24 protein-coding genes, 1 pseudogene and 1 riboswitch are annotated in these 25,433 nt (G+C 46.2%); of the genes and pseudogenes, 16 read left to right on the forward strand and 9 right to left on the reverse strand.

The genetic code is table 11. The features are described 5' to 3' along the window. Positions 1–56 precede the first annotated feature (56 nt). The 5 genes from DW083_RS10790 to DW083_RS10820 form a co-directional block, all read right to left on the reverse strand. A complete protein-coding gene (locus DW083_RS10790; RefSeq protein ID WP_122332378.1) occupies positions 57–785 on the reverse strand; it encodes a porin family protein in 729 nt (242 codons plus the stop codon). 2 nt (positions 786–787) lie between these two features. Next, positions 788–1,354, reverse strand: a complete 567-nt coding sequence (locus DW083_RS10795) for a flavin reductase family protein (RefSeq protein WP_122332379.1) — start codon at positions 1,352–1,354, stop codon at positions 788–790. 5 nt (positions 1,355–1,359) lie between these two features. Then, positions 1,360–1,824 carry an aspartate carbamoyltransferase regulatory subunit gene (gene pyrI, locus DW083_RS10800; RefSeq protein ID WP_115498730.1) on the reverse strand — a complete coding sequence of 155 codons (465 nt, stop codon included), beginning with the start codon at positions 1,822–1,824 and terminating at the stop codon, positions 1,360–1,362. Positions 1,825–1,878: 54 nt separating this feature from the next. Continuing rightward, positions 1,879–2,799 (reverse strand): aspartate carbamoyltransferase, encoded by a 921-nt coding sequence (pyrB, locus tag DW083_RS10805; protein WP_115498729.1) that lies wholly within the window; start codon positions 2,797–2,799, stop codon positions 1,879–1,881. Positions 2,800–3,657: 858 nt separating this feature from the next. Then, entirely contained in the window at positions 3,658–4,143 is a 486-nt protein-coding gene (locus DW083_RS10820; protein ID WP_122332382.1) for a GAF domain-containing protein, read from the reverse strand. A gap of 64 nt (positions 4,144–4,207) precedes the next feature. On the opposite strand from DW083_RS10820, the gene DW083_RS10825 reads away from it, so the two are divergent. The 5 genes from DW083_RS10825 (at position 4,208) to DW083_RS10845 (ending at position 7,890) form a co-directional block, all read left to right on the forward strand. Then, positions 4,208–5,554, forward strand: a complete 1,347-nt coding sequence (locus tag DW083_RS10825) for an MATE family efflux transporter (protein ID WP_115498720.1) — start codon at positions 4,208–4,210, stop codon at positions 5,552–5,554. Positions 5,555–5,613: 59 nt separating this feature from the next. After that, the gene (locus tag DW083_RS10830; protein ID WP_122332383.1) at positions 5,614–5,907 is read left to right on the forward strand and encodes a nucleotidyltransferase family protein; all 294 of its coding nucleotides are present in this window, start codon (positions 5,614–5,616) and stop codon (positions 5,905–5,907) included. Continuing rightward, the gene (locus DW083_RS10835) at positions 5,900–6,298 is read left to right on the forward strand and encodes a DUF86 domain-containing protein (protein ID WP_122332384.1); all 399 of its coding nucleotides are present in this window, start codon (positions 5,900–5,902) and stop codon (positions 6,296–6,298) included. Before DW083_RS10830 ends, DW083_RS10835 begins: the two co-directional genes overlap by 8 nt. An 8-nt stretch (positions 6,299–6,306) precedes the next feature. Further along, positions 6,307–6,951: an AAA family ATPase gene (locus DW083_RS10840; protein ID WP_122332385.1), complete on the forward strand. Its 645-nt coding sequence runs from the start codon at positions 6,307–6,309 to the stop codon at positions 6,949–6,951. Positions 6,952–6,969: 18 nt separating this feature from the next. Then, positions 6,970–7,063: riboswitch (TPP riboswitch) on the forward strand. 59 nt (positions 7,064–7,122) lie between these two features. After that, entirely contained in the window at positions 7,123–7,890 is a 768-nt protein-coding gene (locus DW083_RS10845) for a sulfide-dependent adenosine diphosphate thiazole synthase (RefSeq protein WP_122332386.1), read from the forward strand. 25 nt (positions 7,891–7,915) lie between these two features. Here the strand turns inward: DW083_RS10845 and DW083_RS10850 are convergent, their stop codons facing one another. Next, positions 7,916–8,881: a hypothetical protein gene (locus DW083_RS10850; protein ID WP_199659168.1), complete on the reverse strand. Its 966-nt coding sequence runs from the start codon at positions 8,879–8,881 to the stop codon at positions 7,916–7,918. A 184-nt stretch (positions 8,882–9,065) separates the two neighbouring features. On the opposite strand from DW083_RS10850, the gene DW083_RS10855 reads away from it, so the two are divergent. The 8 genes and pseudogenes from DW083_RS10855 (at position 9,066) to DW083_RS10895 (ending at position 18,153) form a co-directional block, all read left to right on the forward strand. Next, complete coding sequence (locus DW083_RS10855) at positions 9,066–9,470, forward strand: DUF6769 family protein (RefSeq protein WP_115498716.1); 405 nt, start codon at positions 9,066–9,068, stop codon at positions 9,468–9,470. 105 nt (positions 9,471–9,575) lie between these two features. After that, positions 9,576–10,793 carry an efflux RND transporter periplasmic adaptor subunit gene (locus tag DW083_RS10860; protein WP_115498715.1) on the forward strand — a complete coding sequence of 406 codons (1,218 nt, stop codon included), beginning with the start codon at positions 9,576–9,578 and terminating at the stop codon, positions 10,791–10,793. Between the two features lie 90 nt (positions 10,794–10,883). After that, positions 10,884–13,982, forward strand: a complete 3,099-nt coding sequence (locus DW083_RS10865; protein WP_122332388.1) for an efflux RND transporter permease subunit — start codon at positions 10,884–10,886, stop codon at positions 13,980–13,982. Continuing rightward, positions 13,982–15,162, forward strand: a pseudogene (locus DW083_RS10870) (TolC family protein). Before DW083_RS10865 ends, DW083_RS10870 begins: the two are co-directional and overlap by 1 nt. A 286-nt stretch (positions 15,163–15,448) precedes the next feature. Further along, positions 15,449–16,255 carry a hypothetical protein gene (locus DW083_RS10880; protein WP_122332390.1) on the forward strand — a complete coding sequence of 269 codons (807 nt, stop codon included), beginning with the start codon at positions 15,449–15,451 and terminating at the stop codon, positions 16,253–16,255. Between the two features lie 78 nt (positions 16,256–16,333). Continuing rightward, a complete protein-coding gene (locus tag DW083_RS10885) occupies positions 16,334–16,879 on the forward strand; it encodes an RNA polymerase sigma factor (RefSeq protein WP_122332391.1) in 546 nt (181 codons plus the stop codon). 6 nt (positions 16,880–16,885) lie between these two features. Continuing rightward, positions 16,886–17,143, forward strand: a complete 258-nt coding sequence (locus DW083_RS10890; protein WP_122332392.1) for a hypothetical protein — start codon at positions 16,886–16,888, stop codon at positions 17,141–17,143. 53 nt (positions 17,144–17,196) lie between these two features. Beyond that, a complete protein-coding gene (locus DW083_RS10895; RefSeq protein ID WP_147382128.1) occupies positions 17,197–18,153 on the forward strand; it encodes an outer membrane beta-barrel protein in 957 nt (318 codons plus the stop codon). Between the two features lie 32 nt (positions 18,154–18,185). On the opposite strand, the gene DW083_RS10900 is transcribed toward DW083_RS10895, so the two are convergent. From DW083_RS10900 to DW083_RS10910, 3 genes are read right to left on the reverse strand one after another with little or no spacing between them, the layout of a single operon-like run. Continuing rightward, a complete protein-coding gene (locus tag DW083_RS10900) occupies positions 18,186–18,503 on the reverse strand; it encodes a helix-turn-helix domain-containing protein (RefSeq protein WP_122332394.1) in 318 nt (105 codons plus the stop codon). Between the two features lies 1 nt (position 18,504). Continuing rightward, positions 18,505–18,849: a type II toxin-antitoxin system RelE/ParE family toxin gene (locus DW083_RS10905; protein ID WP_122332411.1), complete on the reverse strand. Its 345-nt coding sequence runs from the start codon at positions 18,847–18,849 to the stop codon at positions 18,505–18,507. Positions 18,850–18,908: 59 nt separating this feature from the next. Further along, positions 18,909–20,150 (reverse strand): dicarboxylate/amino acid:cation symporter, encoded by a 1,242-nt coding sequence (locus DW083_RS10910; protein WP_233547773.1) that lies wholly within the window; start codon positions 20,148–20,150, stop codon positions 18,909–18,911. A gap of 180 nt (positions 20,151–20,330) precedes the next feature. Between DW083_RS10910 and DW083_RS10915 the strand changes: the two genes are divergently transcribed. The 3 genes from DW083_RS10915 to DW083_RS10925 all read left to right on the forward strand — a co-directional run bounded on the left by DW083_RS10915 (position 20,331) and on the right by DW083_RS10925 (position 25,425). After that, entirely contained in the window at positions 20,331–20,870 is a 540-nt protein-coding gene (locus DW083_RS10915; protein WP_115498708.1) for an RNA polymerase sigma-70 factor, read from the forward strand. Positions 20,871–20,940: 70 nt separating this feature from the next. Continuing rightward, positions 20,941–21,915 (forward strand): FecR family protein, encoded by a 975-nt coding sequence (locus DW083_RS10920; RefSeq protein ID WP_122332396.1) that lies wholly within the window; start codon positions 20,941–20,943, stop codon positions 21,913–21,915. Between the two features lie 150 nt (positions 21,916–22,065). Next, positions 22,066–25,425: a TonB-dependent receptor gene (locus DW083_RS10925; RefSeq protein ID WP_115498706.1), complete on the forward strand. Its 3,360-nt coding sequence runs from the start codon at positions 22,066–22,068 to the stop codon at positions 25,423–25,425. Positions 25,426–25,433 lie beyond the last annotated feature (8 nt).

A 25,433-nucleotide genomic window follows, 5' to 3' on the forward strand; every position in this document is an offset into this window, starting at 1 on the left:
AAAGCTCTGTAATTAATAATTACAGGGCTTTTTTATTATGGGAATATGATATCTTTTCAGAACAGGAAGCCGAGTGAGAAACTCATTATATTCGTTCGCTTGTCGATGCTGAGCGTTCCTTCCTTATTGGCGGCGTTATTGTTGATTTCGTGGAAGTCGGATGCAACTTCGTTCAAGCCGAATTCATAGCTGAAGTCAAAAAAGAGACGCCAGATGCTGACTCCTAATCCGGCGGCAAGGCTGATACCGAAAGGCGTACTGTTGTCTACAAACTCGCGGGGCATGTCTGTCAGGCTCGTACTGTAGCGATTCTTATAGTTGTATTTGATATTAGGGCCGAACATCATGCTTAACGCATAAGGGCCTTCTTTGACCAGGTAATAGCCGACCATTACCGGTAATTCCAGTGTGGCTGCCTTATAGGTGATCCTGTTTTTGCTTACAGGGTTTGGGGCGAGTGGTCCGTCAAGTGGAAAGTTGTCTTTCTGTGGAATGTTGAAACGGATATCGCCTTCCGAATATTGCCAGGTAAGGCTCGGCTGTATGTAAAAACGATCGATATTTACACGTGCGAATACCGAAGCTTGGTAACCTACCTTATATTGCAGACGTATGTCTTCCATCTCCACATCATCGATTGTCAGGGAGTTGACAATAGGAAGGGCTGCGTTCATTCCGACTTTTCCTCCCCAGTTGAATGTCTTGTCTTTTATGGAGATAAACTTCTGGGCATTTACTGGAAAGCAGAGTGGAAGTATCAGCAATAGCAGGTAAATCTTCTTCATCTTTATTTTTTCTTTTTGACCGACCAGCCGAACTTACCGACAAAGTCGCCCAATCCATAATACTTGCCATGGGAATATGCCAGCAGATCGGCGCGTTGCATATCGAAAGCCCCTGTTGCCGCATCTAAATATTTGTCGTCGGCCTGTACGTTTACCACATCGGCGATAAACATATCGTGGCTTCCCAACGCCATAACCTCTTTCACCCGGCATTCGATACAGAGCGGACATTCTTCTATGATCGGGGCATTGACAACCGAGGCTTTGCCGGGCGTCAGTTTCATCTCTTCAAACTTAGCGTGGTCCCTACCGGAGTTGACACCGCACCAATCGGTTGCATAAGCCAGTTCCCGGGTCGTCAGGTTGATGACAAACTCCATATTCTTTTTCAGGATCGGATAGGAGTGACGTTCCGGACGTACGGAGATATAACACATCGGCGGATTGGTACAGATCGTACCGACCCACGCGACGGTTATGATATTATATTCTGAAGGCTCTGAGCCACAACTTACCATTACCGCTGGTAAAGGGTAGATCATCGTGCCGGGCTTCCAGTCGTGTTTCATACAAATTATTTGATGATAATATCTTCTTTATTGATCTTACGCTCGCAATAATGACATCTGATCGTGCCTTTTTCCTTGTCGATCACATCGAAGCGGGTCGGCATCGGTTCATTATTGGTGATGCATTTCGGATTGTTACATTTAACCAGACCAACCAGTTCGTCCGGCAAAGTAACCGTCTTCTTCTCTACAACTTCATAATCGCGGATAATGTTCAGGATCACATTCGGGGCGATCAGGGCGATCCGGTTGATTTCCGCATCGCAGAAGAATTTGTCGGATATCTTGATTACACCTTTACATCCCATTTTGTTGCTGTGGAAGTTGTTGCCGATTGTGATTGTATTGTCCATGTTTTCCAGTCCCAGCAATTTAGCTACTTTAAACAACTGGCTGGGGGGGATATGATCGATAGCCGTACCGTTTTCTAAAGCGGCGACCTGTAATTCTTTTTTCTTTTCTGCTGACATAGCTTTATAATTGAAAATGGATAATTGAAAATTGAAAATTAATGAACTGGGTTCTTATTCTTCAACAGGGATTCCCAATACTTCACAGATGATAGCCTGGCGGGCAAACAATCCGTTGCGTGCCTGCTGGATGTAGTAAGCCTTGGGATTGTCGTCCACATCGTAAGCGATCTCGTTTACACGAGGCAGCGGATGCAAGATGCGCAGGTTTTCGCGACTGTTTTTCAGCATGTCGTTCTTCAGGATATACACATTCTTCACGCGTTCGTATTCTTCAAGGTCGGTGAAGCGCTCGCGTTGTACGCGGGTCATGTACAGAATATCCGTTTGGTTGATGATCTCTTCCGTAAATTCGGTATATTCGTTGTATTTGATGCCGTGTTTATCGCAGAAATTCTTTTGTTCGTCCGGCATGCGGAGTTCGTTCGGAGCGATAAAGTTGAATGTCGGATTGAAATGGGACATCCCTACGATCAGCGAGTGGACGGTACGTCCGTATTTCAGGTCGCCCACCATCGTGATGGTCAGGTCGGTCAGCTTGCCTTGTGTCTTTTGGATGGAATACAAATCCAGCATGGTTTGTGAGGGATGTTGGTTTGCACCGTCTCCGGCATTGATGATAGGAATATTTGTTACCTCCGAAGCGTAGCGGGCAGCGCCTTCCAGGTGATGGCGCATAATGATCAGGTCGACATAGTTGCTTACCATCAGGATGGTATCTTTCAGTGTTTCGCCTTTGGAAGAACTGGTCGTGGATGCATCGGAGAAACCGACCACACGTCCGCCCAACCGGTTCACGGCAGTCTCAAAACTGAGACGGGTACGGGTGGAGGGCTCGAAGAACAAGGTCGCTGCCACTTTGCCTTCCAGCACTTTACGGTTCGGATTCGCTTCAAACTTCCTGGCGTTATCCAGAATACGAAGAATGTCCTCTTTGGTACATTGATCGATAGAAACTAAACTTTTACTTTTCATTGTTGTGTATATTCTGTCTTATGCGTACAAAAGTATAAAAAAATGCATAGACAATGTCATGGCTTCTGTTATTTTTCTCCGTATTTCCTGTTTGAGGCTTTTTGCTGTAAATATGCGAATATTTGCCATTTATTCCGTAAAAAAGAACACTCTGTTTGTGATATATAGTTATATATTTGTGTGACAGTAATTAAGATAAGGTGCACTATTATTATTTATCCATATTCACAATTAATAATAGGCCTTGAAACCGAACACCTGACAGGCTTTAATTAAAACTGTAGGCTATGATTTAAAATACCATTCAGTAACAGAGGATAATTGCGGTGCTTGCGTATAAAAAAACAATTAGTTAGTAGCCCTCTGTGCTGAGTGGTTATTTTATATCTTTTAATCAAAGTACGGATAATTCAAATTTTGCCGGATATGGGACAATCAATTATTATTTAGGGGAGCTTATTGTAAAAAACGTATTTTTCAAGAGAAAAAAGAGGTTTGAATCCAAACAAATGTTAATCCGCTTTTTTGACCTCAAAAAGGGACTTTTTCTACTTTTTTGAGTGTTTTCCTCCATTACGACCGTCCAAAGGGCAAAAAAGGCCCTGAATTTCCTTGGGATATTTGGAACGCCGTCCGTTTTATTTTCAAATATTCGATTCTCCGGGAGTTAAGCTTTATCGCTTTGTTGGTATTTCCGTTTTTCTGCAATCAAAATGCACACTTTTTGAAACAGTCCCGGCACCTCTTTTTTTTACTTGTCAAAAAGAGAGGCTAAAACCGTAAAAAGAGTCAATCCAAAATGAATCGGAATTTCGGATGAAATAGAAAAACGGCTGAAAAAGGGGGTTATTGTAAAATTTATATTTTCAATAACGCAACAATTTCCGCACAAATCTTTTCAAGATAAGTGGCATCCGTTTCATCGAACGTGCCAAGCGCATCACTGTCTATATCCAGGACGGCAACGACTTTAGCCTCTTTGATGACCGGCACGACGATTTCCGAACGGGAGGCGGAGCTGCAGGCGATATGGCCGGGAAACTTATCGACATCCGGAACGATGATTGTGCGGGCTTCTTTCCAGGCTGTGCCGCATACGCCTTTCCCGTAGCGGATGCGCGTGCAAGCCAACGGACCTTGGAATGGTCCCAATATTAACGTGTCTTCTATCACTCTGTAGAAACCGACCCAGAAGAAACCGAATGTCTGCCGGAGAGCGGCGGCGATATTTGCCATATTTGCCACTGCGTCGGTCTCACCGGCTGTCAATGCTTTCAGTTGAGGAAGCAGTGTTTCGTATTGTTCTTTTTTGCTTCCGTCGTTGATTACTAAATTTTCCGCCATAATTTTTATACTTTATAAGATAACAAAAGTAACCTTTTTTTCTAAATCTGCGTACCTTTGCAGCATGACTAAACAGAATTCTCCTTTAGTGCTCGGTACCGAGCCGATCAGCAAGCTACTGACGCAATACGCCATTCCTGCCATTATTGCCATGACGGCCTCTTCGCTCTATAATATGGCTGACAGTATTTTTATCGGACATGGTGTCGGGGCGTTAGCGATCTCGGGCCTTGCCCTGACCTTTCCGTTGATGAATCTGGCTGCCGCTTTCGGTTCGCTGGTCGGGGTGGGGGCTTCCACACTGGTGTCTGTGAAGTTAGGGCAAAAGGATTACGAGGGGGCGAACCGGGTGTTGGGAAACGTGCTGGTGCTGAATGTGGTGTTAGGACTTGCGTTTACGCTGGCTTTCATGATGTTTCTCGATCCTATCCTCTATTTCTTCGGAGCAAGTGAGAATACGATCGGGTATGCGCGTGATTACATGAAAGTGATTCTGATGGGGAATGTGGTGACGCATATGTATTTAGGACTGAACTCAGTCCTGCGCTCTTCCGGCTTTCCGAAGATGGCTATGTATGCAACGCTGGCATCCGTGGTGATCAACTGTGTGTTGAATCCGCTCTTTATCTTCGGTTTCGGCTGGGGAATCAAGGGGTCGGCGTGGGCAACGGTTATCTCTCAGGTTATTTCCCTGACCGGACAATTGATCCATTTCTCCCGGCCGACACAACTCTTGCATTTTAAAAAGGGCATTTTCCGGCTGAAGAATGAGATTGTGAAAGGCATCCTCTACATCGGGCTGTCGCCTTTCCTGATGAACCTTTGCGCTTGTTTGATCGTAATCCTGATTAATCGGGGGCTGAAAGAACATGGGGGCGATATGGCGATTGGGGCATACGGGATCGTGAACCGGATTATATTTCTTTTTATTATGATTATCATGGGATTCAACCAGGGAATGCAGCCGATTGCCGGTTATAATTTCGGTGCCCGTCTGTATCCGCGTGTGACGGAGGTGACGAAGCTGACGATGAAGTGGGCGATTGGGGTGGCGACAACAGGTTTCCTGCTCTGCCAGCTGTTCCCTTCGATGATTGTCCGTATGTTTACAACCGATCCGGAGTTGATTGCGGCGGCTGTATCAGGCTTGCATATCGTCTTTGCCGTTTTTCCGATTGTCGGATTCCAGATGGTGGCGACGAACTTTTTCCTTTCTATCGGGATGTCGAAAAAGGCGATCTTTCTTTCGTTGACGCGTCAGTTGCTGTTCCTCGTACCCTGCCTGCTGATTCTTCCTCCCTGGCTTGGCACGTTGGGCGTCTGGATCAGTATTCCGATTGCCGATGCGACTGCCACCGCCGTGACCGCTGTTGTATTAATAAACCAGTTCAGGAAGTTTCGTGCTAAATAAAAAATGTATATCTTTGTGACAACACATACTATTTAGATAAACTAATATTCAATGTAAGTATGAGGACAAGAGCAGAATATCTGGAACTACTTCGCTGTTATAAACAACAGATGGCCGAACGATATGGTATTATCCGTTTGGGAATATTCGGTTCTGTTTCCCGTAATGAACAAAATATAGATAGCGATTTGGACGTTTGTGTAGAGATGAAGGAGCCGGATGGCTTTATTCTTCTAAATATTAAATACGAATTAGAAGAATTGCTGAACTGTAAGATTGACATAATTCGTCTTCGTGATAATATGAATATCTTACTAAAAAGAAATATAGAGAGGGACGGGATATATGTGTAAGGAAGAAGTTCTATTATTATTTAAACAAATCAGAGATTCGTTGTGTACGATTGTTACTCGTTCTATACCTGTAAATACAGCTGATGATTTTACTCATTCTCCTGATGGGATGATGAGATTGGATAGTATTTGTATGTTGTTGGTTACTATTGGTGAAGCAGTAAAGAATATTGATAAGTATACACATAAATCTCTTTTCTCAAAATATCCGGCAATAAGCTGGCGGAATGTGATGGGGCTGCGTGATATAATTGCACATCAGTATTTTAATGTGGATGCAGAAATAATTCTTCGTATCGTAAAAGTAAATGTTCCTCAATTACAGAATGAAATTGATCGCATTATAATAGATTTAGAGAAAGATGCATTAGAAGAGAATGCAGATAAATAGAAATAATTATGGACGACAATAAAATCATACTCACCATCGGCCGGCAGTTTGGCAGTGGTGGCCGCGAGATAGGGCAGAAGTTGGCAAAGGCGCTGGGTATTGCCTATTATGACAAACAACTGATGGCGATTGCTGCCAAGGAGAGCGGGCTCAGTGAAGAGTTTTTTGAGAAGGCTGACGAACGGGCATCCAGTGGGCTGGCATACGCTTTTACGATGGGCTATTCTTATATGGGGCTGTTTCCTCCGTATGCCGATGTGTTGTCTAACGACCGTTTGTTCCTCTACCAGAGCGATGCGATCCGGAACTTGGCGGAGAAAGGTTCTTGCATAATCGTGGGCCGATGCGCCGATTATATCTTGCGCGACGATCCGGATTGTTTGAGTTTCTTTATCCATAACAACAAAGAAAACCGGATCCAGCGGATTATCGAAAACCAGCATGTTACGGTGGAACAGGCGGAAGAGTTGATGACAAAAACCGACAAATCGCGTGCTGCCTACTATAACTATTATACGAATAAAGAATGGGGAGTTGCCTCGAGCTATAACTTCTCGATTGATGTTTCCGTGTTGGGAGTGGACGAAACAGTCGAGTTTATGAAAAGTTTTGTAGAACGGAAAATGAATAAACGCCCGCCGCATTTCGGATAATTTATTATCTTTGCAACCGACTTATCATAGGGGTGCCTTACTATCAGGCTGAGATTATACCCATAGAACCTGCCCGGGTAATGCCGTGAAGGGAAAAGGTAGAATTGCTAAATAAAGGGGAGCGTTACCTCTATGTGCTTCCCGATGTTTAAACTCTAATTATTATTTTGTATGGAACAGATTGTTTCAACAGGAATTATTGACTCTTACTTTGCGAAGTTGAAGAGTAATTTGTCTATTGATGTCGCTATTGTAGGCGGTGGCCCTTCCGGTATTGTTGCCGCTTATTACCTGGCTAAAGCCGGAAAGAAAGTTGCTTTGTTCGACCGTAAACTGGCTCCCGGTGGAGGTATGTGGGGCGGCGCCATGATGTTTAACGACATCGTCGTGCAGGAAGAAGCCATGCCGATCGTGAAAGAGTTGGGCGTTAGCTATAAGGATGCCGGTAACGGTACTTATATTATGGACTCCGTACACACCACTTCTGCATTGATCTATAACGCAACGAAGGCCGGTGCAACTATTTTCAACTGCTATTCTGTAGAAGACGTTGTGTTCCATAACGACGCCGTAGCCGGCGTGGTTGTGAACTGGGCTCCGGTCATCCGTGAAGGTATGCATGTGGACCCGCTGACGATCATGGCAAAGGCTGTTCTGGAAGGAACAGGTCACGATTGCGAAATTGCCCGCGTAGTTGCCCGCAAGAACGATATTAAATTGAACACTCCGACTGGCGGTGTGATCGGCGAACGTTCGTTGAACGTCGAGTTAGGCGAATCTACGACTGTCGAGAATACAAAGGAAATCTATCCGGGATTGTTCGTTTCCGGTATGGCTGCTAATGGTGTAAGCGGTAGTTTCCGTATGGGACCGATCTTCGGCGGTATGCTGATGAGCGGAAAGAAAGCGGCTGAACTTATCTGTGCGAAAATCGGTTAACACTTTCAACTATCAAAATGCTCTTTCAGAGCATTTTGATATGTTCCCGTTGTGCGTTGAAGAACTGGATGCGTTGTATTTCTCCGCTCACCGATATGTTGGTCGAGAAGCGTTTGAGAGATTTGATCCATTCCCGCTGGCTCTGACAGAACTCCTTGTCTTTAGAAGAGATCGAGTTGATCGAGAAGATGCGAATCATCCCGAATTCGAAATTCTTCATGCTGGCGTAGCTGTAAGTCGCTTCGAAATCAATATTCGAAATATAGATATTAACGTTCTTTCCGCTAATCGGATACTTGCCGATGGTTGCAATCTCTTCCAGTTCGTCAAGCAAATGAAAAAGTTCCTCTTTCAGTTTTGCAACTTCTTCTTCCGTGACTAAATGCATATCCTGAAAATATTTGATATCATTGACCAGGTGCTTGAAGATCAATTGATCCCATATGTAATTGGTCGTCTCGATTTCTTGGGAGATGTTGACAAATTTTTTTTGTGCATCGGCCAGTTCTTCCGTCAGTTGAAGTTCTGAGAAGTTTTTAACGCAGTTTACTTTCTCATGCTGATACATCCATTTGAACAAGCGGAAGCGTGAAAGATATTCATATCTCAGATAAAACGCTTGCGGTATCATATTGGATGCTGTGCAAAGATCGGATTCAGGATCACCGGCTATAGTTTCCAATACATCTGTGTAATGCCTGATGATAGATGAGTAGGTCTTTAGTGGTTCCGAATAATGCAAAAAGTTCAGATTGAACATGGCATTATTTGTAAAACCTGCACTGACGACCTGGTCCAGTGAAACGCCTAATTTTTTTGATAAGGTGGCTGCTTCTGCTAATGTAAAAGGTACCTCGCCTCTTAATCTGCGGTAGACAGCTTCTTTCCCGATGTATAAAATGTCCATTAATTCATTTGCGAGATTTGAACCATCGGGAATTTTCATTTTTAACGCTTCTATCAGATTATTGTTGAGTACATCTGTTGTCATTTTATTTCTCCCTATTAAATATGTATATGTAGTATTTACTCTTATAACGCAAGAAAGAGCCCTTTTGTTCCGAAAAATGAAATAAAAATGAATCAAAAGTCAATTATGAGAGTCAAATTGGCCTTATTCTTTAGATGTATAATTGCGTAGTAATGAAAAACTTCTTATTTTTGCATCACTAAGTATGAGAGCGAAACGGAAAATATATCAGTATGTGATGCTGCTTGTTAGTATCGTGGTGTTACTGTCGGTCGTTGTGCCGCATCATCACCATAGTAACGGGTTGCCGTGCTATAAATCGCTGTCGACCGAAGCGGCTCATGGCGGGCATGGCAGTTCGCAATCGCATGACTGCGGCTGCAACGGGCATAACATCGCGCTCTATACTTCTATCTTTTCACATACGACAGATGGAGATGCAAGCCAATATCTGTTCCCCTTGCTTGTACTTTTTGACTATATAAATCCTCCTGTTCCGGTATTCTATAAACTCTTATTTGAGAAAGACCGGTCCTTTTACATCGAGTCCCTGCATGATACGTGGATAATATCTGCGTCAGGGCTTCGTGCGCCTCCGTTCTATGTATAATTGATGATTGAGTGAAGTCGTGTCAAGAGTGTTAATTCCCGCTTTTGATGCAACCTTCTATCCTTATTATTTATTATCGAATATACATTAGACAAATCTATCAGAATGAAGAAGATATATTTAGCGTGGGTGATTTTCGCCTACCTGTTAGCGGGTTGCAGTGGGAATACTGCGACTCACGGAGAGCACGAACACGAAGCTCACGAGCATGAAGAAGGACATGATCACGATCATGAGGGGCATGACCATGAACACGAGGGACATGATCATGCACATGAAGAAGCCGGTGGAGGACATGCCGGAGAAATATCCTTTAAAAAGGCGCTTGCGGAAGCAGTCGGGCTGAAGACGCATAAAGTGGAACCGGGCGCATTCACGGATGTGATCAAAACAAGCGGCCGCGTGATGGCTGCCCAGGGAGAAGAGTCGGCTGTTGTCGCTACGGTTCCCGGTGTGGTGACATTCGGCAACCTGTCGTTTGTCGATGGAGCGGCTGTACGCAAGGGGCAGGCAATCCTGAGTCTTGCATCCAGCGGGCTGTCTGACGGAAATGTGGCAGCCAAAGCCAAATATGCGTATGAGAACGCAAAGAAGGAATATGAACGCATGGAAGCCTTGATAGGAGATAAGATCGTTTCAGCCAAAGATTTCGAGCAGGCACGCCTGAATTATGAGAATGCGAAAGTCGCCTGGGAAGCTGTTGCAGGAAAACAGACGGCTAACGGTGTTTCCGTTGTTTCGCCGATAAATGGCTATCTGAAGAACCTGCAAGTGAAGGAGGGTGATTATGTGACTGTCGGCCAGCCGTTGGCGACTATCTCACAGAATAATCGCCTGGTGCTGCGTGCAGAGGTTTCGGAGAAATATTATAACTATCTGCCTTCCGTGCAGTCTGCCAATTTCCGTACACCGTATGACAATGCGACTTATAAACTGTCCGACCTGCGCGGACGTCTGCTTTCGTATGGGAAGGCTTCCGATGCAAACTCGTTCTATGTGCCGGTAACGTTCGAGTTCGACAACAAAGGCGCTATCATTCCCGGTTCATTCGTCGAAATCTATCTGCTTACCGCACCGCTACAAAACGTGATAAGCGTTCCCGTCTCTGCACTTATCGAGGAGCAGGGCGTCTATTCTGTCTATGTTCGCGAGCATGAGGAAGCCTACAAGAAAGTGCCTGTGACGTTAGGAGCCGATAACGGTTCCGAAGTGCAGATCCTGAGCGGCCTGAAAGCCGGTGACGAAGTCGTGACCGAAGGCGCGTACCAGATCAAGTTAGCTTCTGCCTCTAATGCTATTCCTGCACATACACATAATCATTAATAAATTGACAATTGACAATGGAGAATTGACAATTAGTTTGTCACAGTCTTCTTAATTGTCAATTGTCAATTATCAATTGTCAATTAAATTATGTTGAACAAGATAATATATTACTCGCTGCATAACAGGCTGGTTGTACTGGTCTGTTCCCTGCTGCTGATGATTGCTGGAACATATACGGCGTTCCATACGGATGTGGATGTGTTCCCGGATTTGAATGCGCCGACTGTTGTTATCATGACGGAGGCGAATGGCATGGCGCCCGAAGAGGTGGAACGCCTGGTTACTTTCCCGGTGGAAACGGCTGTGAACGGTGCGATGGATGTGCGCCGTGTGCGTTCGTCTTCTACGACCGGTTTTTCGGTTGTCTGGGTTGAGTTCGATTGGGGGACGGATATTTACCGGGCCCGCCAAATTGTATCTGAGAAGCTGGCCGTTGTTGGTGAAAGCTTGCCGGAGAATGTCGGGAAACCGACATTAGGCCCGCAGTCTTCCATTCTGGGGGAAATGATGATTATCGGATTGACGGTTGACGATTCGACGGCTGTCACCACCCAAATGGACCTGCGTACGATTGCCGACTGGACAATCCGTCCGCGACTGCTTTCGACAGGCGGCGTGGCACAGGTGGCTGTGATTGGTGGAGACATTAAGGAATACCAGATTCTGCTCGATCCGGCTCGCATGAAGCATTACGGCGTCAGCTTGAATGAAGTCCTGACCGTAACTCGCAATATGAACCGGAATGCCAACGGTGGCGTACTCTATGAATACGATAACGAATACATCATCCGGGGCGTCCTTTCCACTGCCAAAGCGGAAGAGATCGGAAAAGGTGTTGTAAAGACTGTCGGCGATTTCCCTGTCCTCTTGGAGAATGTGGCGACGGTGAAGATCGGCGGCAAGAGCCCGAAACTCGGAACGGCTTCCGAACGGGCTAAACCGGCCGTGCTGATAACGGTCACCAAGCAGCCGAATACGAGTACGATCGACCTGACAGATAAGCTGGATGCGATTGTGGCGGATTTACAGAAAAACTTGCCGTCAGACGTGCATGTCTCGACGGATATCTTCCGCCAGAGCCGCTTCATCGACAGCTCTATCAATAACGTAAAGAATAGTCTGTTCGAGGGGAGCTTCTTTGTGGTGATCGTCCTCTTCCTCTTCCTGATGAATATCCGTACGACGGTGATTTCGCTGGTTGCCCTTCCTCTTTCCCTGTTGGTTTCCATTCTGGCGCTGCATTATATGGGATTGACCATAAACACCATGAGCCTGGGAGGTATGGCGATTGCGATCGGTTCGTTGGTGGATGATGCGATTGTCGACGTGGAGAATGTCTATAAGCGAATACGCGAGAACCGCTTGCTGCCGCCCGCAGAGCAGCGTTCCATTCTGGATGTCGTGTTCGACGCTTCCCGTGAGGTCCGTATGCCGATTCTTAATTCGACGTTGATTATCGTGGTCAGTTTCGTGCCCCTTTTCTTCCTGCACGGGATGGAAGGACGTATGTTGATCCCGTTGGGAATTGCTTTTATTGTGGCGTTGTTTGCCTCTACGGTTGTGGCGTTGACATTGACTCCGGTGTTGTGTAGTTACCTGCTGAACCGGAAGGCAACGGATAAGAGCATAGAGAAAGAAGCTTGGGTGGCCCGCAAGCTGAAAGGTGTATATGGCAAGGCACTGAACGGAGCATTAGCGCATAAAAAGATTGTGCTGGGCTGTACGATAGCCCTGTTCGTTGTTGCCCTGGGGACTTTCTTTACGTTGGGACGTAGCTTCCTGCCGCCGTTCAACGAAGGGTCGTTCACGATTAACGTCAGTTCCCTTCCGGGTATCTCCCTGGACGAATCGAACGAGATGGGACGCCGCGCGGAAGAATTGCTGATGCAGGTTCCCGAGATACAGACGGTTGCCCGTAAGACCGGACGCGCCGAGCTGGACGAACATGCCTTAGGCGTGAACGTATCCGAGATCGAGGCTCCTTTCATCCTGAAAGACCGTAGCCGCGACGCCGTCATGAACGATGTCCGCAAGAAGCTGTCGACTATCAGTGGCGCCAATATCGAAATCGGACAGCCGATCTCCCACCGTATCGATGCCATGCTTTCCGGTACGGAAGCGAATATCGCAATCAAGCTGTTCGGTACGGACCTGAACCTGATGTTTACGGTCGGCAACCAGATCAAGGAAGCCATTCAGGGCATCCCCGGCCTGATGGACCTGAAAGTGGAGCAGCAGATCGAACGCCCGCAGCTTACCATCACGCCGAAACGCGAACTGATGGCGCAATACGGTATCTCTTTGCCGGAGTTTGAAGAATATGTGAATGTCATGCTGGGCGGTGAAGCCGTCAGCCAAGTCTATGACGACGGCAAGACGTTCGACCTGACGGTCAAGACTTCCGACGAGAGCCGTGCGACGATGGAGGATATCCGTAACCTGATGATCGACGCCGGCGGGAAGAAAGTGCCGTTGAGCTATGTCGCCGAGATCCGTTCCGTGACAGGTCCGAACACGATTAACCGCGAGAATGTCCAGCGTAAGATCGTGATCAGCGGAAACGTTTCCGAACGCGACCTCCGCAGCGTCGTGAATGAGATCCAGCAAAAGGTGGACGCCTCCATTCAGTTGCCCGAAGGCTATCATATCGAATACGGCGGACAGTTCGAGAGCGAGCAGGCCGCCAGCCGTACGCTCCTGTTTACGTCGCTGATGTCCTTGCTTGTCATCTTCTTGCTACTTTATAACGAGTTTAAGGATGCGAAGGAGAGCGGAGTCGTCTTGCTGAACCTGCCGTTGGCGTTGATCGGCGGCGTGTTTATCCTGAAGCTGACTTCCGGCGAGGTGAGTATTCCTGCGATCATCGGTTTCATCTCCCTGTTCGGGATTGCCACCCGTAACGGTATGCTGCTGATCAGCCATTATACACATCTCCGGACAGTCGAGAATATGCCGTTAAAGCAAGCTGTCGTGCAAGGTTCCCTGGACCGTCTGAACCCGATCCTGATGACGGCGCTCAGTTCGGCTCTCGCCCTGATCCCGCTTGCCTTGAACGGCGACTTGCCCGGTAACGAGATACAGAGCCCGATGGCAACTGTTATCCTGGGAGGTTTGCTGACATCCACCTTCCTGAACGGCTTCATCATCCCGATTGTTTATTTATTAATGAATAAAGAAGATAAATAATGAAACGATTCATATTCACAATAGCATTCCTTTCTTCTATAATGGCCGCCGGTGCGCAGACCTCCATCGAGGAGGTCTTCGCAGCGTCGAGGCCAATAACAAGGAGTTGCAGGCGAACCACCAATTGGTGACGGCACAGAAGCTGGAAGCCCGGTTGGGAAATAACCTGCCCGACCCGTCCGTCTCCTATACGCACCAGTATGGGAATAAGGAGGGAATGGGCATACAGGGCGAGCTGGTCGCTTCCCAGTCTTTCGATTTCCCTTCTGTCTATGTGCAGAAGAATAAACTGTCGCAGGCGAAAGGAGAGGGCTTCGACCGGCAAGGGGCGGAAGTCCGCCAGCAAATCCTGTTGCAAGCCAAGGAAGTCTGCCTCGATCTGATCTTGTTGAACCAGCAGAAGAGCCTGCTGGACACCCGCCGGCAGAATGCCGAACAACTGTCCGCCCTCTATGCGACACGGTTGCAAAACGGCGATGCCAACGTGCTCGAAGTAAACAAAATCGACCTCGAACTGCTCAACGCGAAGAATGAAGCCCGCATGAACGAAGCCGCCCGCGTAGCCAAGCTGCGCGAGTTAGCGATGTTGAACGGCGGTATCGCGATCAACTTCACTGACACGGCTTATCTACCGGTGGAAGCCCCGCAGTCGTTCGTCGACCTGAAACAGGAAGCAGTTCCCGCCGACCGCCAGTTGCTTTCCCTGCAAAGCGAGAAGGCCGCCGCCCTGCGTCAGCTCAGCGTCAGTAAATCGCTGAACCTGCCGGGCTTCGAGTTGGGTTACCGTCTGAATACGGCTGCCGGAGGCGAACGCTTCAACGGCTTCCTGGTCGGCATCAGCATCCCTCTCTTCTCGAACCGCAACAATGTGAAGCAGGCAAAGGCGCAAAGCCTTTACACCGACTTGCAGTTGGAAAGCACGACGACGACGGTCGAGAACGAATTGCTCCGCCTCTATAACCAGTCGCTCGCCCTGAAAACCTCGATCGACGAATATAGCGATGTGCTGAAAAGCCAGAACAACCTGGCGTTGCTGAACAAGGCAATCCAGGCAGGGCAGATCTCGATGATCGAGTATTTTGTCGACGTCACGACGCTCTACCAAAGCATGCAGAATTATATGCAGTTGCAGAACGAGTATCAGAAGGTGATGGCGCAGCTGTATAAATATAAACTTTAAGGCTGAAAATGCTCCGCTTGTAGCAAAATGATATTTTTGTGCCAAGCGGAGCCTCCGCCGATTATAAATATTGTCGTTTTGTTTAAGAAGAGCCTCCGCTGATTACAAAATGATATTTTTGGACTAAGCGGAGCCTCCGCTGGCCATAAATAATTTCTTTTGAGGCAAGAAGAGCCTCCGCTGACAATAAAAAATACATTTTGCAATCAGCGGAGGCTCTTCTTGCTCTGAAAAATGAATTTTTTTCTATTCCTTTGCACAAGAGGTTTCTGCAAAATGATATGAAATGACAAGAAAGTATATTAAACCATTTGTGTGTATATCGGTTCCACTGGTTGGGCTGTCGGTTGGATTGTTGGCTTTGGGGCGGTATATGGAAAGCGATACGGCCAATATTTTATTCGCAGTTGGAAGTTTTTGTTTATCCGGTATACTATTGTGGAAATTATTATTCAGACATTGGTCTGGGGGGCCTTATTGGAAAATGGCGAATCATATTATTATTACCAATGTGACTCTTTTCCTTACAAGTGTATGTCTTTTGTACGGAAGTCTGTTAATGGAAAGTTTGAAAAATATATTGGTATTTGTTCCGGCATTGATCTCCTATACATTCGGGTTGGGCTATGTCTGTCTTTTTGCCAAACGGAATGAAAACGTTTATTTAAGAAAGAGGTACTATCGGAGCAAGAGTCTTCCGCTTAAACCTTTTCTCCGGGATTATTTGCCTGGCTTTTTGTGGGTTGATTTGTTTATTGCTCTGTTTACGATAATCCTTTTGTTGTTGTTCAAGTATGTCCCTGTCATTGCGGAATATGACGGAGTGGTATTTATATTGATAGGTATCGCTACTTTTTATGTGAGTGATAAATTCTGGAAATATGATCGGCTTACGGATCTTTTAGGATTTAGGTCATATCCTTTCGCTGTGTTTAGATGTAGCACTGTGATGTTGATTATTTCATTATATTGTTGTCTCAAAGAAGAATACGGATTGTTTCTTCTTGTCCAGTTTGTGGCACTTGGATGTTATTTACATGCATTTTATATTTATGAACAGGAAAAAAATAACAAGAGATGCTCTGATTTGTAATAAAAATAATTTTTTCCCTTCCTTCGTGCAAGGTTTCATGCAAACCTGCATTTACATTTAAAAGCACTATAAGATTTGATGACAGAAACGGAGTTGACCGATAGATGCAAGACCGGAGACAATCTTGCCCGCAAGGAGCTGTATGAGCGCTTTGCGGAGAGGATGCTATGCTTGTGCTATCGCTATGCCGGCGATGAGGAGACGGCCCACGACCTCCTGCACGACGGTTTTCTGAAGGTCTTCTCGTCCATTTCATCTTTTACTTATAGGGGTGAAGGGAGCCTGCGCGCCTGGCTGAGCCGGGTGTTTGCCAATGTTTCACTGGAATACCTTCGCCATAAAGACCTGCTCCGCGACGGCTTGCCGCTGGATGAACTGCCGGAATTGCCGGACGAAGAGGAACCGGATGCGAACGGCCTGTCGATGGATATCCTGATGGCGTTTGTGGCGGAGTTACCTCCCGGTTATCGTACCGTATTCAACTTGTATGTGTTTGAACGCTGGAGCCATAGGGAGATTGCGCACAGCTTGCATATCAACGAAGCGTCGTCGGCCTCCCAGCTGAATCGTGCACGCCGCCTGCTGGTTACCCGTATCAAAGAACAATTAAAGAAAACCGAATAGACAGACATGAACGACAAGAATGACATACTGCAAATGCTTCGCGACCGGGAAGATGAGTTTCATCTTCCTCTCCGCAGGGACGGCTGGGAAAAGCTGGAGGCAGAACTTCCTGCGCTCTTGCCTGACCAGGAGTCGTCGGCGGTAGCGATGAAGCCCGTTCGCCGCAGGCTGCTGTATCGTTGGATGGCTGTGGCAGCTGTCGCCCTGTTGTGTCTGATGATATCGGTTGTCGTTTTCCGCCGTGAGGACCGCAGACGGCTGTAGCGGAACGTCCTGTCGTCACCCCTTCGACAAAAGAGGAAAACACGGTGTCCGCTTTGCCGCAGGAAGAAATTCCGGAGAAGCCCGCCCAGGCTCGCTTCTTCCCCTATATACAGGTTATAGACAGCCTGATGCCGGAGTTGTCTCCGGTCGATTTGCCGGAAAAAGTCTTGGTTGCCGAATCCGCAGAAGACAGTGTCGGACAGGCGGAACCGCCTCGCCCCGTCCATAAAGATTCCGGTCCGCAGCCGGACAGGCGGAACAGTATTCCGTATCGCCATATGGAGGAAAAGAAGAAAGTGTTCGACTTTAACCGCGTTGCTTTCGGTATCCAGACCGGTAGCAATAATGTGACGAATATGGGAGGCGGCCTTGAGCATTACGATGACTGGGTTTCAGATCCGGGACCACGTCCGAATCCCGACGATAAACCGGAAAAGCCGGGCGATAAACCGTCAGAGGAACTTCCGACAAAAGCGGCTATCGGCGGTGGCAACGGTGGTTCGGGCAACTATACGACGGACTATTATTACCGGCATCACCTGCCGATTACAGTCGGTCTTTCCGCACGCACGTACATCACGCCCCGGCTCGCGTTGGAGACGGGTTTGTCTTATACCTATCTGTATTCGGAGATCCTGGAAGAGAAGACGACTTATGACGGCTCCCAGAAGTTGCATTATATCGGTGTACCGTTAAAGCTCAGCTGGACTTTCTATAAATGGAAGAATCTTTCTTTCTATGCTTCCGGCGGAGGAATGATCGAATATTGCATATCGGCAAAGAAGACGGGCATGCATCTGCATATCAACCGCTGGCAACCTTCCTGGAATGCCGCCGCCGGTATGCAGGCGGAACTTCGCCGTCCGCTCTCGCTGTTCATCGAACCGGGCGTAAGCTACTATTACAACCTGAACCCGCAGTCCCGCAATAGCAGCATCCGCTTTGAAAGCATCCGGACGGCACATCCGTTTACCTTTACTTTTCAGTTCGGGATCCGGTTTACTTATTAGGGCCCTAATTTAAGGAGGTGTATTAAAGGTTATTACCAAAGAGCAACTTTACCCAAAGAACCAAGCTCTAAACTTGCCGTTTTTACTCCCATTGCTTTGAAAGCCCTAACAATTGTAGAAAAAGAAATACTTTTTCCGCTTTCTATTTTTGATATTTGCGCTCTCTTAACTCCCATAAGTTCGCCAAGTTGTTCCTGAGTGAGGTTTTTAGCCTCTCTGGCCTGTTTGATCGCTTCACCTATGAGAAAGTTGTTTACGTCAGTTTCATATTTGTCACGGGCAGGAGTACCTTTAACTCCTAAAACTCTATCAAGAGCTTCTTCCTCTGTATAAAATTTCATTTGTTCCATATTATTGTTTTTTAGAGTTAAAATACTGTTCTCTGATTTCCTCTGCTTTCGCAATTTCCTTATTTGGAGTTTTTTGTGTTTTCTTGATAAATCCATGCGTGGTGAGTACTAACGCCTCTTTATCCGTATCCCAAAAGGCAAATAACCTATACGCAATACCATTATATAAAGTCCTGAACTCCCATATATCGGTAGTCTCCAGCTTTTTGAAAAGTTCTTTGTCAATCACATATTTACTTTTATTTATGTTATACATGATTTTAGCCTTTGCCTTTTCATCAAGACTATTCAGAAACTTGATGGTTTCTTCCGAATATATGATTTTGAACCTAACCTTTGCTTCCATTATTTTGTATTTACGTTGGCAAAGATATAACAACGTTCCTATATGGGAAACAAATTCAGTCATATTTTTGTTGTGCTTCGATCTACAATCGTTGCGACCGCAGCATCCCCTGTGACGTTGACTGCTGTGCGGAGCATATCCAACGGACGGTCTATGCCGAGTATCAGTGCCAGTCCTTCTGCCGGGATACCGACTGAGGTCAATACCATTGTGAGAATTACATAGCTTCCTCCCGGAATGGCGGGCGTTCCGATAGAGGAGAGGATGGTCATGGCAACGATGATGATGAGTTGCGTAAGGCTGAGGTCGATTCCTAACACCTGTGCGATAAACAGGATAGCGATGGATTGGTAGCAGGAAGTTCCGTCCATATTGATAGTCGTTCCGACAGGCAGGACGAACGAACTGACTTCCTGCGAGACATGCAGATCTCTTTCCACCGTCTCCATAGTGACCGGAAGAGTCGCCGCGCTACTACTGGTCGTGAAAGCGAATAGTTGGACCGGATACAGGGTGCGTATGAAATCCTTAAAATGTATGTTCGTGAAGAAATGTATCAGCACCGGATAGAAGCCCAACACCAGGACGAACATCGCTGCGACGACAGTCAATGCATATACACCCAAGGCACTGAATATGCTGGCATCCCCGTTGAAATCCGTCACCAGTCCCGCCATTAACGCCGCGACTCCCCAAGGGGCAAACTTGATGATATAATCCACCATGCGGAGTATCGTATCGTTCAACCCGTCGAATAGGGCGATGACCGGCGCAATCTTGTCCGCCGGAACAGCTAATGCCGCTATTCCGAAAAAGATGGCAAAGAAGATCACCTGTAACATCTTCGAGTTGTCCGCCGTCGCACTGACAATATTATTCGGCACGATATCATTCAGGAAATGAAGCGGACCTTTGTCATGCGTCTCCACCGCCGCCTGTTTTTTCTCTTCGACTATCGACTGATAGTTTTCCTGCAGGTGGGCAACCTGTTCCCGGTTGACCAGCTTGCCGGGTTTTACGACCAGTCCCATAAAGAGCCCGATCAGTACGGCAACAAGCGTTGTCCCTAAGTAAATAAGAACCGTTTTTCCTCCGATACGGGAGAACTTACTGATGTCTTTCAGTCCCGTAACGCCTTTGATAAGCGAAATGAATACAAGCGGAATCGCAATCAATTGTAGCAGGCGGATAAAGATTTGTCCCCAGGGCCGAATCCAGTCTTGTATGAACTTTTCGCCATTGATTTGTATGGCGGCAATCCCGATAATCACCCCGATAATCATCCCTGCAAGTATCTGCATATAAAGAGGAAAGGAGAATTTTTTCTTTTTCTTGGACGTATTATATTGTTTCATAATACAAAGAAAACAGTCTTTGGTTAAAAATGCAAACGCACTTTCTGTAATGTATGTTACAAATCTTTTATATCTTTGCCTTCGATGCATATATTTAGAGTCTAAACAATAAACGTTTCTACTTCTATGGGAAAGGACATACAGAATAGCTTTGATAGAATATACGTCATGTATTATTCGCGTATGCTCCGTTTTGCAAAAGAATATGTCGTGTTTGAAGAAGATGCCGAGAACGTGGTTCAGGATGTTTTCCTTCTTCTGTGGGAGAAGCGGGAAGTGCTGGATATCCGTATCAGCCTGGTTTCCTATCTTTTTTCACTTGTAAAGAACCGGAGCCTCGATTATCTTCGCCATAAGGTGGTGGCGGAAGAATATAAACAGGAACTATCCTTTAAGCTGATGTCTCTCGAACAGCTGAACTATACCTTTTCATCAGAGGAAGAAATCGAGAAAGTAATTGCAAATGCAATTGATAAACTGCCGGAACGTTGTCGTGAAATATTTTTAAAAAGCCGTATTGAAGGAATGAAATACCGGGAAATTGCCGAAGAACTGAATATCTCGGCAAACACGGTGGAGAACCATATCGCCATAGCTTTAAAGAAACTTCGTGTCGAACTGAAAGACTACCTGCCCCTGTTGCTATTTCTTGTTAGTGTTAAATAATATTTATTTACGATTGTCTTTTAGTGGTAACTGAAAAGATAATCGCTCCCCTTTCATAATCGCAGAAGAAATGCATGAGCTGATAACTAAATATTTTTACGGGGAAATAACTGCAAAAGAGAAAAAACAGTTATTTGCCGCAATGGAGACGGATGCCGAACTGAAGAAAGAATTCTTTTCAGTACAGAATATTCGTGCCCTGACTTCGTGGATGCCGGCGGAAGAAGATGAACCGCGTGCCGTAGGAAAGCTCCTGGAGTTTAAACACTCCAGGAAAAAAGAATCGCATGCGATTCTTTACAAGCATATTGTAGGATATGCGGCAGCTGTTTGTATTGCAGTTGTCTCGACCTGGCTCGTCACTAACCGGCCGGAACCCGCCGTAGAACAGCCGGTGATTGCTTATGAAGAATTTTCCACTCCTTCCGGACAGCGTGCCTTATTGAAACTGCACGATGGGACGACCGTATGGCTGAATGCCCGTTCGACTTTGCGTTATCCGAACCACTTCGACAAGAAAGAACGGCGGGTGGAACTGGACGGGGAAGCCTTCTTTGAAGTGAAGCGAGATGAAGAAGCCCCCTTTATCGTCTCGACAGAGAAAGCCAATATAAAAGTGTTAGGTACGAAGTTCAACGTCTTTGCCTATAAAGGAGATGAAGAGTTTAACGCCTCGCTGGTCGAAGGTTCGGTCAAAGTATATAGCGGCGATAACGATGCGGAAGCCCTGCAGATCGCCCCGCATGAATGTGTTTTCTGGACGGGGGAAAAGCTGGAAAAGAGCTATTATGACAACACCGATTTCCTTTTGTGGAAAGAAGGCATTTACGCTTTTGACGATGTCCCTTTCAGCGAGATCATCCGGAAACTCGAACTCTATTATGACATAACGATCATACAGAAAAACCGGAAGCTGGATCAATATCGGTTCAGTGGTAAGTTCCGCCAGCGCGACGGGGTCGAGAGCGTGCTCCAAACCCTGCAGAAAGTCTATTATTTCTCTTTCGTGAAGGACGAGGAAACGAATTGCATCACAATACGCTAAACATGTCTAATCTTTAATTTAATGCTACTGCCTATGATTTAGAGAACAGAAAATATAAAAAGGACCGATAAGTGTTCCCGCACCTACCGGCCCTAAAGCTAACACAAAATTCCAACAAATTAAGTATTAACAAGTAAACGAAGCAAAGTTATGAAAAAAGAACCGAAATTTCTAAATGTCATGAGAATTTCAGCCTTCCTTCTTTTCCTTTGCGTATTCTCTTCATTTGCAGCCAAAACGAGTTCGCAAAATGCAAGGGTCAATATCAGCGGAAAGAATTTGACGATCGGTGAGTTTATCGATCAGGTAGAGAAACAAACGGATTATCTGTTTGTCTATAGTAAAAATGAAGTGAATACGAACGAAACAGTTTCTGTTAAATCAGGGAATAAAACTGTCGCTCAGTATTTAAGTGAAGCATTCGGTCGTTCGAATGTAAAGTATGCGTTTGAAAACGATTATATCGTTTTGACAAAGAACGCAAGTCCGGTCGTAGCCCAGAATGGCAAAACGATTACCGGTGTTGTAAATGATGAATTTGGTCCGGTAGCCGGTGCCAATGTCATTATTAAAGGCACGACTAACGGCACGATGACGGATATGGACGGAAACTTTACGATTTCCGATGTGCCGGAGGGTGCTGTCCTGCAAGTTTCTTTTATCGGTTATCTGACAAAGGAACTGCCGGTTGGAAACCAGACATCCTTTACTGTCATGCTGACGGAAGACTCACAGGCTTTGGAAGAGGTCGTAGTTGTGGGTTACGGTACGATGCGTAAATCGGATGTTACAGGTTCTATCGGAGTAGCCAAAGGCGAAGAATTGGCAAAGTCGCAAAACTTCAGCGCACTGGAAAACCTTCGCGGTAAAGTGTCCGGTGTAAATATCTTTTCAAACTCCAGCCAGCCGGGTGCTTATGCCAATCGTGTAGTGATCCGTGGTATGGCTACTATCAACTCATCTTCCGATCCGTTGTATGTAGTGGACGGTGTCGTTATGGAAGATTTCCAGTTGGTTAACCCGAACGATATCGAAAGCATGGAAGTCTTGAAAGATGCTTCTGCCGCTGCCATTTATGGTGCGCGCGGTGCCAACGGTGTAATCATGGTGACAACCAAACGTGGTAAAAAAGGCGGCGAAGGTACGCAGGTAAGCTATCAGGGATCTGTAAGCCTTAGCCAGATGGCGCGTTACATGGATCTTCTAAATTCACAGGAGTGGTGTGATGCCTTCATGATCGGTCTGGCCAATGAGAATGAATACATGGGCAAGGATTGGTCTTTGGATCGCTCTTACTGGTTCAGTGACCGGAATTATTTTGATGCTAATGGCAATCCGCTCTATGATACGGATTGGCAGAAAGAAGCGACACGTACTGCTATCTCCCATAACCACCAGATCAATATCCAGCAGGCCGGCAAGAACTCTTCTATGGGTGCTTTCCTGAACTATACGGATCAGCAGGGTATTGTGATGAATACTTACAACAAGCGTTTGAATGCCAAAGTAGCCTATGATGCCAATCCGACTACCTGGTTGTCGACAGCCGTTAACTTGTTGGTGAACCATACTTGGGGCCGCTATACGCCGGAAGACGGAGGCGGACAGGATGCACGCCGTACCATGATTGAAATGGTGCCTTGGTATCCGGTGCGGGATATGGACGGCAAATATACGACCAGTACGACTTCAATGACACAGAGCAATATGTTCGGATTGGAAGGTATGTCGAATCCGGTCATGATTCTGGAAAAGCAGAAAAGAATGAGATATAACACCCAGATATTCGGAAATATGGCCCTGACATTCCATTTGTTGGATGGCCTGGATCTGAAAACCCAGTTGGGTATCGACTCTCACCAGCGTACTTATAAGGAATATTCAGCCCGCGACCTGAACAACATCTCCATGCAGCAACAGGGACGTGCCGAAATCAATCATACTAATACCTTATACTGGCAGGAAGAAACTTACCTGACTTACAATAAAGTATTTGGTGAACACCGTTTGAATGCCATGGCCGGTCTGTCCTGGCAGGAACGTACAAGAAGCTATGACCGCTCATATACGGAAGGTTTCTCGGATGATTTCTATGAAGAAAACAATATGCAGGTAGGAACAAATCCTTCGGCTCCCGAATCCGATTGGAACAGATGGGCCATGAACTCTTACTTCCTGCGCTTTGCCTACACGTATAAAGACCGTTATTCGGCAACAGTGACGGCCCGTGTCGACGGTTCCTCTAAATTCGGTGAAAACAATAAATATGCATTCTTCCCTTCTGCCGGTTTGGCATGGAATATCTCACAGGAAGACTTCCTGAAAGACAGCGAACTGATCAGTAACCTGAAATTGCATACCAGCTATGGTCTGACCGGTAACTCGGAAATCGATCCTTACAAATCGTTGGCAAATGTGGATGCAGGAACCGATTTGCTGGATGGCAAACGAGGACCGTGGTCGTATATCAATACAATGGGCAATCCGGATTTGAAATGGGAAAAAACCGGACAGTTCGATGTCGGTTTCAATTTGGGCCTGTTTCAGAACCGTCTGAACTTTGATATTTCGTACTACAATAAGAAAACGACAGATTTGTTGCTGGATTGTCCGTTGCCCCATGCAACCGGTTTCAGTTCCGTATTCAAGAACATCGGCTCGGTAAGAAACCAGGGATTGGATATCATGATTAATGGTACGCCTGTACAGACGCACGACTTTACATGGTCTTCTACGCTGAATCTGAACTACAATAAAAATGAAATCCTGGCATTGGGCGATAACGACGAGGACATCTACATGTACGATTGGGTAAACGGAGGTAGCATCCTGCGTGTCGGCGAAAGTATGGGTAGTTTCTACGGATATAAACGTTACGGCGTATATACCAAGGAAGACTTTGAAGCAGGAAACTGCGAGAAGAATCAGATCGGACGTGCCAAACGTTCTGAAGAAAAAGAGATCATCGGTAAAGGTTTGCCTGATTGGACCGGTAGCTTTGTGAATACATTCAGCTATAAGAATTTTGATTTGACTGTCGATATGCAGTTTGTCTGGGGTGTCGAAACCTTGCAACGTTTCTATCACTCTACCTACGACCGTTTTGGTATTACCAACGGTTTGAGCAACATCTTGTATGATGCTTATGACGGAACAAATCCGGATGCGATGCAGCAGATGATTTACCTGAGCAGCGGCAAGCATAACGGTATTGACCATGCAGGACAGGATACAAAAACAGATTCCCAGTGGGTGGCCGATGGTTCTTACCTGCGTTGTAACCTGATTCAGCTCGGATATAACTTTGAGCCGAATATGATTAAATCTCTCGGTTTATCAGGTTTGCGCTTGTATGCAAATGTGAACAATGCATTCTTGCTTTGCTCGAAAGAGTTTAACGGATATGATCCTGAAAGCTCTTCCCAGATGGACAAATTCGGTCAGAATATGACCTTCTTCTCATATCCGAGAGCCCGGACATTTACGTTCGGTGTGAATGTGACTTTTTAATCAACAAT

Origin of the sequence: Parabacteroides sp. AF48-14 (assembly GCF_003477465.1) — a bacterium.
In the GTDB taxonomy this organism is placed as follows: domain Bacteria; phylum Bacteroidota; class Bacteroidia; order Bacteroidales; family Tannerellaceae; genus Parabacteroides; species Parabacteroides acidifaciens.